Here is a 14,625-nt window from a genome sequence, read left to right as displayed (position 1 = left end):
CTAGATGTTTAGCCAATAGGTCAGCTTTAAATTGATGGACCTATTTCTTGGCATAAAGGTATTCACAAAATAATTATCGTTGTAGACCAAAAACAAATCTGAAAGTGGGGCAAAACGCCATTGTAAGCGCGAATTAAAGCCCAAATTATCACGTTGGTTACTGTATTGCACCAAGGTTGACCAAAATATGGATTTACTAAATGTGATGTCTACCCGTGGTGCTATCAGTAAAATATCGGCCTGTGCATATGGCGCGGGAAGTTCTATTCGGTCATAATTCATATTCATGGACATGTTGACCTTGGGCTGTAACCTTAGATTGAAAAATGCTTCCATAGAATATCTGGTTCCGTTAAAGAAACCTCCAAAAGAGGGCTCAAGACCATATGAAAATACTTTTCTGCGATCAGATCTGTATTCCAATTCAAAAGAATTGAAGTAATATCCGGTGTTGCCCGGTAAAGCAAGCGCATCATCCTTACCAGTGGGTTCAAATTCATCGGTTAAAAAGATGAATTGATTGGTATAGGAGGCTTGGAGTTCTGAAAGATTATTGAGCTCAGCACCCCATTCAACGTTGATCATATGATCCGTGTTTTGATAATCTAGATTTGGTCGCCATGTGAAAATGGAAAATACTTCTAAACCATGATTGTTAACGGCGCCTTTCTTTGGCCAAAAGCTACGTCTAATATTTCCTGCAATTTTAAAAATATCTGTTCTCGGAATAAAACCAAGATCCGATTGAAATTCTTCATCGATGAAAACAGCATCTATAAACGAGCCATAATTTCTGGTATTAAACCCCAGTGTGGCACCACCTGAAAAATTTCCTTGCTTATCTCCAGGTTGAAATGATTTATGCCCATATGCCTTGCCTTGCCAGACGTTATTTGCAGAGGACAAATTGTAATCTATCCCGACCACACGATTGTACTCCTCACTTTCATCGAGAAAATCGGGAGAGTTAAAAGACTGCCTATTAATAAAGAACATCCCGATGTTTGACCTTGAGAATACTTTCTGCTGCAATGAGAACATCATATTATTATTGGACGCTATTTCATTGGCTGAATCTTCCTCGGTTTGAATATTTAAAAACCCAAGTCGAAGGTTATTATTTAGCTTCCCACTCAAACGAACACCTCCAATAATTCTATTTTCAATAGTGTTATCGGCTGTATCCTTTGCAATCCCAATTCTTCTGGAAAAGAAAGGATTGGCATCCCTGCGTCCACCGAAATTTCCAAAAAGGTCATTATTGTCAATAAAAAACTGACGTCGCTCGGGTAGGGAAACTTCAAAACGGGTAAGGTTTGTAATGAAATTGTCTACTTCGACCTGTGAAAAATCGGGATTAAGGGTAATATCAAGGTTCATTCCATTGCCCACGGCTATTTTAGCATCACCCCCTACCTTTACATTATTGGTGGTAATATCATTTTCAAAATCCCTTCCAGAAATCCCGTTTACGTATGGTATAATGGCCAATGGGGTTCGCGATTTGCCCAATGGCTTCTCAAAAACCATATCACCCATAAAGGCCAAGCTTACAATAAACTGATTCTGTGGTATCCTGATCCAGGTGCTACGCTCATTGGTCTGCATATCAAATCGATAGCTGTTGAATCTCCATTTGGTCTCACCTTCCCGGAATTTAAAAGAGGTTAGTGGAATAGCCAATTCCGATATGTAGTAGTTGTCATGAATCTTTGATTCACCCCGCCATTTAACGTCCCAAGAGGTTACAAAACCACTGATGTCGTTACCACCTCCCGAAATAAGCGCTTCTCTTCGAACTCCAAGCGGGTTTATTCCAAATAAAAATGCATTTGTGCCATCGTTAAAGGTGTCAAAAAGCAAGCTTATGTTATCACTGTTACCCGCTCTATAATCACGTCGTAAAGAGGGGGTGAGGTAATCTTTTCCTTCGGCATCTTGTCGAATACCGATATAGAGTGTGGTATCGTCAAAAAGCATTTTGATTTCTGTTTTTTGAGTAGCCAAAATTGAATCGGATGGAAAGTTTTGTTGAAAATCATGCGCACTTCCTGCAGTTTCCCAAACGGATTCATCAAGTACCCCATCTACGGTGATAGGTTGGTCTATATACTTGACTACGAAGGACTTCTTGGGTGATTGCGCAAAAAACAAGAATGGAAATAGTGATGCAGCGAGTACAAAACGAAGTTTCGTCATGGGTAAATTTGAGTTAGCTGTCCAAATTTAAGGTTAAGATTCGTTAAAAAAATCCCAAAAGATGCTAATAAATTCATCATTTTTCTCCAAACATCTTATTGATAATTTGAGATGAAATATATACCGTATATGAGGTCAGTTTTCTACTTTTGAACAAATCCTAAATTATGAGAAAAACCCTATTGTTATTTTTGCTTGTACCCTTTTTTGTCTCGGCAAATTACTGGGGAAAAACCGGCCATAGAGTTACTGGGCATATAGCGGAAAACCATTTGACCGGAAAGGCAAAGCGAGCGCTGAAAGACCTATTGGACGGGCACAGTCTTGCATTTGCGTCCACTTTTGCGGATGAAATCAAAGCAGATAGATCGTTCTCTAAATTTTTTTCATGGCATTTTGTGAATTATCCATTGGATGTTCGCTACGAGGATTCGAAGAAAAGCAAATTTGGTGATGTTGTTATGGGTATTGAGGAATGTATCCGAATCATAAAAGACAAAAAGAGTTCACGAGAAGACAGGGTTTTTTATCTTAAAATGCTCATTCATTTGATAGGAGATTTACACCAGCCCATGCACGCCAGCAGGGTGGAGGACAAAGGGGGTAATGATATCCAAGTGCAATGGTTTGGAGAAGGCACAAATCTGCATAGGATATGGGACAAAAACTTGATACTATCTTATGGAATGACCTATACAGAACTAGCTGATGAATTGGACCAGGTCTCAAGAAAAGAACGCAAAAAAATTCAAGAAGGTACCATTTACGACTGGGTTCAAGAATCGCATGAAATATGTGGGGAAATCTATGGGTCGGCAGAAATTGGTGAAAAGTTGGGCTATCAGTACAGCTACAAATACAACAAGGTGCTTTTTAGTCAGTTGCAAAAGGGTGGCTTACGTTTGGCCAAAGTGTTGAACGACCTTTTTGATTGATTATTGAAGAATTCGAAAAGTGAGATTTATACGACCTCCAATGGGTTTTGAGGTCTTGGGTACTTGATGCTGCCAAAAGTGTTGGGTTTCTCCTTTCATAAGCAACAAACTGCCATTTTCAAGCAAAATTTTATGTTTTTGTGTTTTATCCGCTTTGTTTCTTAAGTGGAAAAAACGTTCGGCACCAAAAGAAACTGATGCAATCATTGGGTTCATTCCAAGTTCTTTTTCATCATCAGAATGCCAACCATTGCTGTCCTTTCCATCGCGATAATAGTTTAGCAGACATGTGGTGAATTTTATATCTACCGTCTTTTCAACCAACTTTTTTATATGAATTAAATCCCCAGTAAATGGGTGGGGATGCATAGTTAAACCTGAATAAGAATAAGAATTTAAATTATCGGCAAACAGGGCGGTAAGTCTAGGTTGATTATAGATTTTCCCAAAAACCTTGATTTTATCCTGTTGCCAAGGAATAGAATTTTTTAGGGATTGAAAATACCCCTCTGCCGTTTCTATGGAGTATAAATTCGGAAAGTAGGAGATATCACAATCCGGTAAATCCATATTTATTTTTTCGGAAAAGAGTTGCATGGAAGTTTTTAAAGGAATTTTTTCAACCGTTCTCTTTTATGCGGAGGCAAAGCCTCATTTTTAATAGCCATTTCCAGTATGTCCTTAGCTTTTGTCCTTGAGAATAATAGCTGATAAAACTGTTGGGTTGTTAGAGTATTTGACGACTCTTCTACCAATTCAAGAACATTACCTTTCTCAACTTGACCAACCTCCAATACTTTAACATAAGTGCCGGGAAAGCCATGGTCTATGAATTCTTTTAATATGTCTTGATTGTTAAATCTGATTCCAAGCTTAAAACACGGTTCCCTGGGTTGGGTAATTTGAACCAAGGCTGTACCCAATTTATAAATACTACCAATTTTCAATTTGGTTTCATCTAATCCCTCTACAGTGAGGTTTTCACCGAACATGCCCCAATCCCATTCCAAATTTGAATATTTTTCCTTCCAGTATGGATATTGGGCCGAAGAAAAAAGGTAACAGGCCTTATAGATACCACCATGTACTTTTCTATCGCTTATGTTATCGTTTGAAACGCTTTCCGTTTCCAAGGTTAGGGGTTCGCTGACCGGATATTTATAAATTCCTGTTGTGGTTTCTTGCCCGTTCCAGGTTATAGCGGTGGGTTTGCCTATGTTGGTGGAGATAATCTTCATGGTATAAAACTAAAAAAAACCACCTTGAAAAAGGTGGTTTCCTTGAAGATTTTAAAGTTTTTCTAATCTTGCTTCTCCAATCGCTTTGTCATGTTGAAACCCACAAGAAGACCTGCTCCCGCCATTAGGAAAATAGTGCCAGGATAAGCAACTTCTTCGTCTAAATTAAAGGCATTTACCAACACGGATGCTACAAATATTGCTGTACCTACGCTCATCAATAATACAGCAAAGTTTATTAAAATAATCTTCCATGTAGGGATGTTGTGCTCCCCTTTACCCTTGAAAAAGATACTTGCATCCACGCCTTTTTCTATTAGAGCAAGACGTTCCTTGTTTCGGGTTGAAAAATATAAATAGGTAATTGCAAAGATTACCAAGAAAAAACTGATTGGAATTAATATTGCTTCTGCCATTTTCGATTGTTTTTTAATTGATTAATAAACTCTTTGCTAACTAAGACGACGGTTTTTTCATTTAGGTTACACTTGTATCATATTTTTTATTTTTAATGTAACCTTGAAAAGGATGTAATCGTCTAACCATAAAATGGAGCACAGAGCAAACCAACCTGATATAGCTGCAATCGTCAGTGGTGATTCACAAGAATTTTCAAAACTTGTGGATGACTATAAGGATTTGGTGTTTACCATTGCTTTGCGAATGCTTAAAAACAAGGAGGAGGCCGAAGAGGTCGCCCAAGATTCTTTTATTAAAATATTTAGGTCGCTTAAAAGCTTTCAAGGTGGTTCCAAATTGTCCACATGGATATACAGAATAGCGTATAATACGTGTTTGGACAGAATAAAAAAGTATAAGAAGGACCAACAAACGAAACAGATAGAAGAGGTCGGGAGTTATCATATAGCAGAAATGGACAACGCCTTGGACCTAATGATGCAAAAAGAAAAATCAGCAATGATACAAGAGTGTATTCAAAAATTGCCTGCGATTGATGCAGCAATTCTTACGCTCTTTTATTTTGAAGAACAAAGTTTGATTGAGTTGGCCAGCGCTTTAAAATTGAGTGTCAGCACAGCAAAAGTTAAATTATTTAGGGCCAGGAAGAAGTTGGCCGTAATTTTGAAAGAACAATTGAAACCCGAAACCATAAGAAGTTATGAATGAGGATAAAGATTTAGAAAAACTGATCAATAGTTTAATGGAAGAGGCTCCATTAGAAACTCCTTCCGACAACTTTACAGATATGGTTGTTGCAAGGGTCGAAGAATTGAAAAGTTCCAAACTGATGTTCAGACCGTTGATTACCAAAAAAACGTTTTTGTTATGGGCCGTTATTTTAGGAGGTTTAACTTTTTATCTGGCCTCGTTGGATAGTTCGTTCAATGCTAATATTGGAAATTATTTATCTGCGATTTCCGAAGCAAACAGCTGGTTTTCTGATAAATTACCCCAATTTCAATTATCCAGAAAAATAATTTATATGACCGGTGCTTTTGTAATTATGATATATTTCCAAGCCATGTTGCTAAAACGTTTCTTCAATCGACAGGTTATTTAAGTCTTTAAATTCAGCAAATAAAAAAGGCCGGTAAATAACCGGCCTTTTTTATTAAATCAGGTGTTTTTATTTGATCATTTCATAGCTACGTGCTATAAAGCTGGTCAATTCCTCTCCTTTGAGAAGCCCTTTTGATAATCGCGCCAAATCCAATGATTGATTGATTAATCGCTCACGCTTTTTAGCAGTTTTTGTGTTCAATATTTCACTTACCAACTCGTGATTGGTGTTCACGATCAGATTGTACATTTCTGGCATATTGCCCATTCCAAACATACCGCCACCCCCGGTCTGCTGCATTTCTTTCATTCTGCGCATAAATTCCGGTTCGGTAATAATAAATGGTGATGCGGAACTATCCATGGCCTCCAGTTGAATGGTAAAACCTTTCTCTTGGATTACCTCTTCAATATTGACTTTGAGCTTTTCTTTTTCTTCATCTGAAAGCTTCGAAATGGCCTCATCTTCTTTTTTGATAAGATTGTCAACATGGTCTGCATCTACCCGGGCAAACGACAATTTTTCTTTTGATGTCTCCAGTTTTTGCATCAAATGTGGTACAATGGGCGAATCGAGCAAGAGTACTTCGTAACCTTTGGCCTTGGCCGCTTCAATATAACTGTGCTGTGCTTCTTTGTCCGATGCATAAAGCACTACCAATTTGTCGTCCTTGTCGGTTTGGTTGTCCTTTATTTTGTTTTCCAGTTCTTCGTAGGTGTAATAGTTACCATCAACCGTAGGGTAAAGTGCAAATTTGTCAGCCTTCTCAAAGAATTTATCCTCAGAGAGCATACCATATTCGATAACTACTTTGATATCATTCCATTTTTGTTCGAAATCTTCGCGATTGTTCTTGAACAAGGAATTCAATTTGTCAGCTACCTTTCTGGAGATATAGGAAGAAATCTTTTTTACCGCACCATCTGCCTGCAAATAAGACCTTGACACATTCAATGGAATGTCCGGTGAGTCGATTACTCCACGAAGCATGGTCAAAAATTCTGGTACAATACCTTCTACATTATCAGTGACAAAAACCTGGTTTTGATAAAGTTGAATCCTATCTTTTTGAATGTTGAGGTCATGGGTCAACTTTGGGAAATATAGAATTCCCGTAAGATTGAACGGATAATCCACATTCAAATGAATATTGAACAAGGGCTCCTCAAACTGCATGGGATATAATTCCTTGTAAAATGCTTTATAGTCGTCATCTTTTAAGTCTGCTGGTTGCTTTGTCCATGCTGGGGTAGGATTGTTGATGATGTCATCCACTTCTTGAGTTGGGGCTGGGTCATCTTCTTTTGCTCCTTCAGGCTTCTCAAGTGTTTCAGTTTTAGTGCCAAACTTTATAGGGATTGGCATGAACTTGTTGTATTTGGTCAAAAGCTCCTTGATTTTAGCATCTTCCAAAAATTCGGTGGAGTCATCCGCTACATGAAGTATGATTTCAGTACCTCTGTCCTTTTTCTTGGCTTCTTTTAAACTGAACTCAGGTGAACCATCACAAGACCAATGCACCGCAGGTTCATCTTTAAAACTCTTGGTAATGATCTCTACTTTGTCTGCAACCATAAATGCGGAATAGAACCCAAGTCCAAAATGACCTATGATTCCTGCATCTTTGCCACTATCCTTGTATTTATCCAAGAATTCTTCAGCTCCAGAAAAGGCAACTTCGTTAATATATTTTTTTACCTCTTCCTCCGTCATTCCAATACCGTGGTCAATTATATGGATTCGCTTTTTGTCTTTATCCACTTTGACCTCTATCAATGGATTACCATATTCAACCTTGGCCTCACCAATAGAGGTTAGGTGCTTGAGTTTTAGGGTTGCATCTGTTGCATTGGAAATAAGCTCACGCAAAAAGATTTCGTGATCACTATATAGAAATTTTTTGATCAAAGGAAATATGTTCTCTACAGAAACATTGATTTTACCTGTTGCCATGGTTTACTAGTTTTCTTTTGTTTTTCTATGTAATGACAAAAAAAATACCAGAGTCAATTATATGACAAACTGGCATTTTACATGCTTAAAATGGCTGAATCCAAATTTTAACAATATTTTGTTTATTAAAAAATAGAATAAATTAAACAAAATGAATATATTTGAAGTGTTGTAGAAATTGCTATGAAATTGAATCATGCTACAACAAGTTTGTTTATTTATTGGTTAGGTTGTTGAAAACGCATTTTCACTCGAAAATGCGTTTTCTATTTTTTGGTTGTATCATTGTTTAGACAGATTTCATTATTTTTAAACAAAAATTTGAATTTAACCGAGTTGTGGGAACTAATAAACCAATATGTTGGGGCAAATGTATTCATCAAATGAGACCACCAGACAGAAAGTCAATTGAACTATTTTTATGCTATCTTCATACTTAGTTGAATTTATTTTTTACTTTTCCAATGTATAGCCGAAGGCTTGTAAGTAATTACCTAAAGCAATTAATATGTACAATTCAAAAATAACAGGTCTAGGGTTTTACGTACCTGAAAATGTGGTTACCAATGATGACTTGTCCAAGAAAATGGAAACGAGTGATGAATGGATTCAGGAACGAACGGGAATTAAGGAAAGAAGACATGTTGTCAAAGGAACCGACACCACTACCTCTATGGGGGTCAAGGCAGCAAAGATTGCCATTGAACGAGCAGGCATTGACAAAGATGATATTGATTTTATAGTTTTCGCTACCCTGAGTCCCGATTATTACTTTCCAGGGCCAGGCGTTTTGGTTCAGCGCGATTTGGGTCTTAAAACGGTAGGAGCATTGGATGTTAGAAACCAATGTTCCGGTTTTGTTTATGGAGTTTCCGTGGCCGACCAATACATAAAAAGTGGAATGTATAAAAACGTTTTGGTGATTGGCTCCGAACTGCATTCGCATGGGTTGGATATGACCACTAGGGGTAGGGGAGTCTCAGTTATTTTTGGTGATGGTGCTGGCGCAGCCGTGCTTACGCGAGAAGAAGATACCTCAAAAGGAATTTTATCATCCCACTTACATTCAGAAGGGCAACATGCCGAGGAGCTTTCGTTGATTGCGCCAGGAATGGGAAAAAGATGGGTGACCGATATTATCAATGACGAAGACCCTGAGGATACTTCGTATTTTCCATATATGAATGGTCAATTTGTATTTAAAAATGCGGTTGTTCGATTCAGTGAAGTAATTATGGAAGGCTTACAAACCAATAATTTAGGTCCACAAGATATTGATATGCTTATTCCTCATCAGGCCAATTTGCGTATCTCCCAGTTTGTGCAAAAAAAGTTTGGACTTTCCGATGATCAGGTATTCAACAACATAATGAAATATGGAAACACTACGGCTGCTTCAATCCCAATAGCTTTAACGGAAGCTTGGGAATCAGGAAAAATCAAGGAAGGAGATGTTGTGGTGCTGGCTGCTTTTGGAAGTGGGTTTACCTGGGGTAGTGTAATCATAAAATGGTAATGTATGGCCAGAAAACTGGATAAACTGAATGAACTTCTGATCGATTTTATTCAGAAACAAAAAGTGTTTTTTGTTGCCACCGCTATGGAAGAAGGTTCTATCAACCTATCACCAAAAGGATTGGATTCGTTACGTATTTTGGATGAAAATAGGGTGGTCTGGTTGAATTTGACTGGAAGTGGCAACGAGACAGCGGCTCATTTAAACCATAAAGACCGAATTACCCTTATGTTTTGTGCGTTTGAAGGTGACCCTATAATTCTTAGGCTGTATGGTACCGCAAAAACGTACTCCTTTGCATCTACATTTTGGAAGGAGCACATCGATTTGTTCCCGAATATAAAAGGAGGAAGACAGTTAATTGATATTAAAATTGAGATGGTACAAATTTCTTGTGGAATGGGCGTACCAATCATGGAATACAAACATCAACGGCAAGAGCTGCTAGATTGGGCCGAAAAACAAGGCGGCGATGGACTAGAAAAATATTGGAAGACCAGAAACAGCACTAGCTTGGATGGCCTTCCCATTGAAAATTGAGAATAAACTAAAACCCCGATCCTTTAAGGATCGGGGTTTTTAAATGACAAACCTTGAAAGACTAACCAACCAACACTCTATTCAAGGAATATCAAATACAATTTATAGGATTCCTCCACTAGATTGCTTGGTGTTGCTATCTCTTCTCTTACGTTGTTTTGCTCTGTATTTACCGCCTCCAAAGCGATAGTTCATCCCAACATATACATTGTTGCTCTCCCAGTTGAATCCACCTTCTTGTAGATATGGGCGCTGACCATCAAATCCAAATCGCATGGTGTTGAAAATATCATTGTAGTTAAAACTCAATGTTCCCTTACCTTGGGCAAAACTGTATCGTGCACCAAGATTTACAAAATACATAGGTCTTATTTCAAACTGAAGGGTTCTGTTTTGGCCTCGATAAAAACCGAATGCTTGAAGTGTGAGCTTCTTATTTACTTTGAAGCTATTGTTCATCCGTAAATTCCATGCAGTGTTATCTACTTCTACATTTTCGACGGTGATATCATCCTCGGTGGGATTTATAGCATCCGGATCTAAGCTTTCAGTGATTCCGCGCTGTGTCTGTGAATAAAAATCAAAACTTCCATTGATGCTCCACCACTTTGTGGCCTTATAATTTGTGGAAAGTTCAAAACCATAGGCGGAGGTGTTATCGAAATTATCAAAAGTTAAAATCAGCTTGTTGAAATCCAATCTATCTACATAAACAGCCCTGTTGATCTCATCAGATATGGATCTATAGAAAACTCCGGTCGTAATACTTCCATTTTTGATTCTTCTGGTATAGTTAACCTCATATGAATTTGTGAACTGAGGCACCAAGCTTGGATTTCCGAAAGAGGAAATCAGTGGTGTGGCCCATTCCCTAATGGGATTAACCTGACCTAAACCAGGTCTATCTACCCGCTTGCTATAACTAACCTGCCATTGATCCTTTTCATTTGGGTCATACGTAAGAAAGGCAGATGGGTATACCTGAGTATATTTGTCGGTAAACGACCTTACGGTATTGGTATCAGCTTTGACCTCGACATCTTCGACACGTACACCGATTTGATATGACCACTTATTTCTTTTTTGGCTGAAAGTGGCATAAGCGGAATAAATATCCATGTTGTAGATAAAATCAGTACTCGGTGTTGGAATTAAATCTCCTACGGAGTTAAATGAGAGACCTGTGGACGAATAATCCACATCGGTCTCAAAGTTTCTGGTTTCCAAGCCAACTTCAATTTTGGAAATACTGTCAAGAGGGTTTACGTAATCCAGGTTGGCAATGGTCTGTGTGCGCTCGGTATCCACAAAATCCATATAATCTGGGAATAATGACGCTCCTGAGGTTCTAAAATTGGCATCCTGACCACTTTTAAACTGGTTGTGGTCCACTTCAAGCTCAATGTTGTGGCCCTCTTTTTCAAAATCTAACTTATAATCAAAGTTATACTGCTCGCTGCGGTTGTCACTAACATCGTTAAAGAACTGGGTCACATTTCTTGCTGGATCATTATTATATGTAACTGCTGTTATACCGTCTCCATCTCCATCAAATATGTTCTGATTGGTGAATACTGAAATGGTGTTTTTATCATTCAAATAAAAATCAACACCGGCTTTATACAAGTGCGATTTATTGTTATTGAAAAAGTCAAATTTTTGAAGCGAGTTTTCATCCAACCTCAAAATGGTACCATCGTTTACATATTTACCAATGTTGTTGCCATAATTTCCATAAAAATTGAATTTTCCGTTACGGTAGTTCATGTCGATAGAAGAGTTGAACTTAGCTTCAATACCTTTGGTAAGCCCTGTTGTAATGCTTCCATTGAAACCGATATTGGCATTTTTGTACAAGACTATATTGATGATTCCGCTCATTCCTTCCGGATTGTATTTGGCGGAAGGATTGGTGATCAACTCAATGGATTTAATGGATGTTGAAGGTATTTGTCTTAACAATTGTGCTACTGGCACGTTGGATAGCTTTCCGTCGACCATGACCCGCACATTGGAGTTACCACGCATTGAAATATCTCCAGTTTGAGAATCGACATTAACTGAAGGAATGTTGTTCATGATATCAGATGCCGTAGCGCCAGCTGTGGTCAAATCTTTGCCCACATTGATAACTTTACGGTCTACGCGTTGCTCTATTGTGGTACGTTCAGCAACCACTTCAACCCCCTCAAGTTCCGAAGTTTCTTCCATTAGTGTGATAGTGCCCACATTTACTTTGCGGTTCCTTTTTGTTATGACCAGTTTTTGTGAATGTGTCTTATAACCAATAAATTGAACTTCCAGCACAAAAGAACCTTCCGGCAATTTTTTGATTTCAAAAGTACCGTCATCATTAGTTATGCCCCCTGTAATGGTTTGGGTACCATCTTCAGATTTTATTACAATTGCTGCGTAGGCAACAGGTTGTTTTAAAGCATTGTCCAAAACAACTCCAGAAATGGATCCTATTGGAGGCTCATTATCATTTGTTGTTGCTAAAATTGTAGAATGTGCGCCACATAAGAACAGCGCGAAAAGTAGAATTACTCTTTTCATGAGATCGTTTTTTGATTGATTGATGTTGTCTACAAGACGATGGTATTTCTAAAATGTTACATCTGAAATGCCCTTTAACATTTTTTAACAAAGGTCTTCTAAACCTTGCTGTGTAAGATAACGGGGAAAAGACGTACAAAAGATAAACCCTGACTCCCGATAATAATCGAAACGCCAGGGTTTTTACATTGATAAGCTATACTAAACACTAACCATTAACTATAAAAAATACAGACTTACCAATGATTAATTTTCTATGTACAATAGACGGTTTTTTTTTTGAATAGTTACAATCTTTGATTTAGTTTAACACATAAATTAACAAATGTTATACACACTTGTTTTTGGAGCATCATTAAATCCAGGTAGATACAGTAATCTGGCAATACACAGATTGGTTGAAAACCAAAAGGAAACCGTTGCGTTTGGGGTACGCGAGGGAACTGTTTCTGGTATACAAATTACGAACAACCTTGCTGATATTCAAAATATACACACCATTACTTTGTATTTGAATCCGCAACGACAAAAAGAATACTACGATAAAATTCTTGAGCTTAAACCAGAAAGGGTCATTTTCAATCCTGGAACCGAGAATCCAGAATTCGCAGAAATACTTTCAAATGCAGGCATTAAGGTCGAGAATGCTTGCACTTTAGTTTTGTTGGCTACTGGGCAGTATTAAGACTATTGTTTTTGGTCCGAATTAACCATACCCCGAAAAATGTCAATACCCCATTCAAAGGGAGTAGTTCGTATCCCATCACATAACCTCCTATGTATTCTGACGGAATATTGGCTATCGTCCAGATAATAAGCACCGAAAGTAGTCCCACTATCCAAACATATTTATCTTTTATTTGATGCTTAGTGAAAATTCCAAATGCAAACAAGCCTAAAAGTGGACCGTAAGTATATCCGGCTACGGTCAAAAGACTGTCTATCACATTGCTGTTCAAAATATATTTAAAAGAAATAATAACCAAGATGAGCATTAAACTCATTATAATATGGGTTCGCTTTCTGGTTTTCTTTTGTTTTTCTTCTGCTTGTTTTTCCACATTTAAAAAATCCACACAAAAAGATGTTGTCAAAGAAGTCAAAGCGCTATCAGCGCTACTATATGCGGCTGCAATAAGTCCCAACATAAATGTAACGGCCAAAGTAAGTCCAAGACCACTGTTCAATGCAATTTCAGGAAACAGAAGGTCAGATTTTGGCGAGCCATCCATCAAAGGAATGGAAATGCCATTTTGACCGGCATAAATAAACAATAAGGCCCCCAACAACATAAAAAGGAAGGTCACGCCCACCAACACCAAACTAAAGGACACCATGTTTTTCTGTGCATCTTTCAAGGTTTTGCAGGTAAGGTTCTTTTGCATCATATCCTGATCCAATCCTGTCATGCATATGGTTACGAACATCCCTCCAACAAAAGATTTTATAAAATGGTTTCTGTCAAGAAAACTATCTGTAAAAAGAAATTTGTTGTAGGTCTTTAATTCTTCCGAAGCCAAAAACTCACCAAAACTCCAGTCAAGCTCTCTATTGATTAAAATTATCGACAAAACAACAGCAAGAATCATGAACAAGGTTTGCAAAGTATCTGTCCAAACAATCGTTTTTATCCCTCCACGGTTGGTATAAACCCATATAAGGGCTATGGAAATGATTACGGTAAATTCAAATCGAATACCCAAATCATCAAAAACAAACTGTTGCAACACTATGGCGACGAGATATAACCGAAATGCTGCTCCCAATACCCTTGAAACAAAAAAGAAAAAAGCCCCTGTTTTATGACTTACGGTACCGAACCGGTCCAATAAATACTCGTAAATTGAGGTAAGGTTATACTTATAGTATAAGGGTAAGAGTACATAAGCTACCACAAAATAGCCTACCAAGTAACCCAAAACCACTTGCATATACCCAAATTGTGAAGCTTCGACCCATCCCGGAACCGAAATAAAAGTAACTCCCGAAAGGGAAGCACCCACCATTCCAAAGGCCACCAAATACCAGGGTGACTGTTTACCTGCTTTAAAAAAATCTGAATTGGAATCATTCTTTCCCGTGAAATAGGAAATGATCATCAACACCAAAAAATAAGCGCCGATGAGCAAAAGAATCTGAGTGGCAGACATAGATTGTATTTGATTT

The 14,625-nt window shown here is 37.9% G+C and carries 13 protein-coding genes; 6 read left to right on the top strand and 7 right to left on the bottom strand.

The features are described 5' to 3' along the window. Positions 1-2,199 (bottom strand): DUF5916 domain-containing protein, encoded by a 2,199-nt coding sequence (locus tag IAG46_RS16605; RefSeq protein WP_190811519.1) that lies wholly within the window; start codon positions 2,197-2,199, stop codon positions 1-3. Between the two features lie 167 nt (positions 2,200-2,366). Here IAG46_RS16605 and IAG46_RS16600 point away from each other — a divergent pair, with 167 nt between their 5' ends. Next, complete coding sequence (locus IAG46_RS16600) at positions 2,367-3,134, top strand: S1/P1 nuclease (RefSeq protein ID WP_190811518.1); 768 nt, start codon at positions 2,367-2,369, stop codon at positions 3,132-3,134. Here IAG46_RS16600 and IAG46_RS16595 read toward each other — a convergent pair whose 3' ends face one another. The 3 genes from IAG46_RS16595 to IAG46_RS16585 all read right to left on the bottom strand — a co-directional run bounded on the left by IAG46_RS16595 (position 3,135) and on the right by IAG46_RS16585 (position 4,788). Continuing rightward, on the bottom strand, positions 3,135-3,731 hold the full coding sequence (locus tag IAG46_RS16595; RefSeq protein WP_190811517.1) for an alpha-ketoglutarate-dependent dioxygenase AlkB: 597 nt from the start codon (positions 3,729-3,731) through the stop codon (positions 3,135-3,137). 8 nt (positions 3,732-3,739) lie between these two features. Continuing rightward, a complete protein-coding gene (locus IAG46_RS16590; protein WP_190811516.1) occupies positions 3,740-4,372 on the bottom strand; it encodes an MOSC domain-containing protein in 633 nt (210 codons plus the stop codon). Between the two features lie 62 nt (positions 4,373-4,434). Continuing rightward, complete coding sequence (locus tag IAG46_RS16585) at positions 4,435-4,788, bottom strand: DUF6249 domain-containing protein (RefSeq protein WP_190811515.1); 354 nt, start codon at positions 4,786-4,788, stop codon at positions 4,435-4,437. Between the two features lie 133 nt (positions 4,789-4,921). On the opposite strand from IAG46_RS16585, the gene IAG46_RS16580 reads away from it, so the two are divergent. Together IAG46_RS16580 and IAG46_RS16575 are read left to right on the top strand one after the other, a co-directional pair. Further along, positions 4,922-5,500 carry an RNA polymerase sigma factor gene (locus IAG46_RS16580; RefSeq protein ID WP_190811514.1) on the top strand — a complete coding sequence of 193 codons (579 nt, stop codon included), beginning with the start codon at positions 4,922-4,924 and terminating at the stop codon, positions 5,498-5,500. Then, positions 5,493-5,894, top strand: a complete 402-nt coding sequence (locus IAG46_RS16575; RefSeq protein ID WP_190811513.1) for a hypothetical protein — start codon at positions 5,493-5,495, stop codon at positions 5,892-5,894. Before IAG46_RS16580 ends, IAG46_RS16575 begins: the two co-directional genes overlap by 8 nt. A 66-nt stretch (positions 5,895-5,960) precedes the next feature. Here the strand turns inward: IAG46_RS16575 and htpG are convergent, their stop codons facing one another. Further along, positions 5,961-7,847 carry a molecular chaperone HtpG gene (gene htpG, locus IAG46_RS16570; protein ID WP_190811512.1) on the bottom strand — a complete coding sequence of 629 codons (1,887 nt, stop codon included), beginning with the start codon at positions 7,845-7,847 and terminating at the stop codon, positions 5,961-5,963. A 508-nt stretch (positions 7,848-8,355) separates the two neighbouring features. Between htpG and IAG46_RS16565 the strand changes: the two genes are divergently transcribed. Both IAG46_RS16565 and IAG46_RS16560 read left to right on the top strand, forming a co-directional pair. Continuing rightward, the gene (locus IAG46_RS16565; protein WP_190811511.1) at positions 8,356-9,363 is read left to right on the top strand and encodes a 3-oxoacyl-ACP synthase III family protein; all 1,008 of its coding nucleotides are present in this window, start codon (positions 8,356-8,358) and stop codon (positions 9,361-9,363) included. Between the two features lie 3 nt (positions 9,364-9,366). After that, on the top strand, positions 9,367-9,903 hold the full coding sequence (locus IAG46_RS16560) for a pyridoxamine 5'-phosphate oxidase family protein (RefSeq protein ID WP_190811510.1): 537 nt from the start codon (positions 9,367-9,369) through the stop codon (positions 9,901-9,903). A gap of 102 nt (positions 9,904-10,005) precedes the next feature. Here the strand turns inward: IAG46_RS16560 and IAG46_RS16555 are convergent, their stop codons facing one another. Continuing rightward, positions 10,006-12,459: a TonB-dependent receptor gene (locus tag IAG46_RS16555; RefSeq protein WP_190811509.1), complete on the bottom strand. Its 2,454-nt coding sequence runs from the start codon at positions 12,457-12,459 to the stop codon at positions 10,006-10,008. A gap of 325 nt (positions 12,460-12,784) precedes the next feature. Between IAG46_RS16555 and IAG46_RS16550 the strand changes: the two genes are divergently transcribed. Continuing rightward, positions 12,785-13,144: a CoA-binding protein gene (locus IAG46_RS16550; RefSeq protein ID WP_190811508.1), complete on the top strand. Its 360-nt coding sequence runs from the start codon at positions 12,785-12,787 to the stop codon at positions 13,142-13,144. Here the strand turns inward: IAG46_RS16550 and IAG46_RS16545 are convergent. Further along, a complete protein-coding gene (locus IAG46_RS16545) occupies positions 13,128-14,609 on the bottom strand; it encodes a sodium:solute symporter (RefSeq protein ID WP_190811507.1) in 1,482 nt (493 codons plus the stop codon). The genes IAG46_RS16550 and IAG46_RS16545 overlap by 17 nt on opposite strands. Between the last annotated feature and the right edge of the window lie 16 nt (positions 14,610-14,625).

It is taken from the genome of Flagellimonas sp. S3867, assembly GCF_014698935.1.
Taxonomy (GTDB): Bacteria; Bacteroidota; Bacteroidia; order Flavobacteriales; family Flavobacteriaceae; genus Flagellimonas.
The sequence above is the reverse complement of the archived record's forward strand: the minus strand, read 5'-3'. Positions and strand labels throughout refer to the sequence as shown.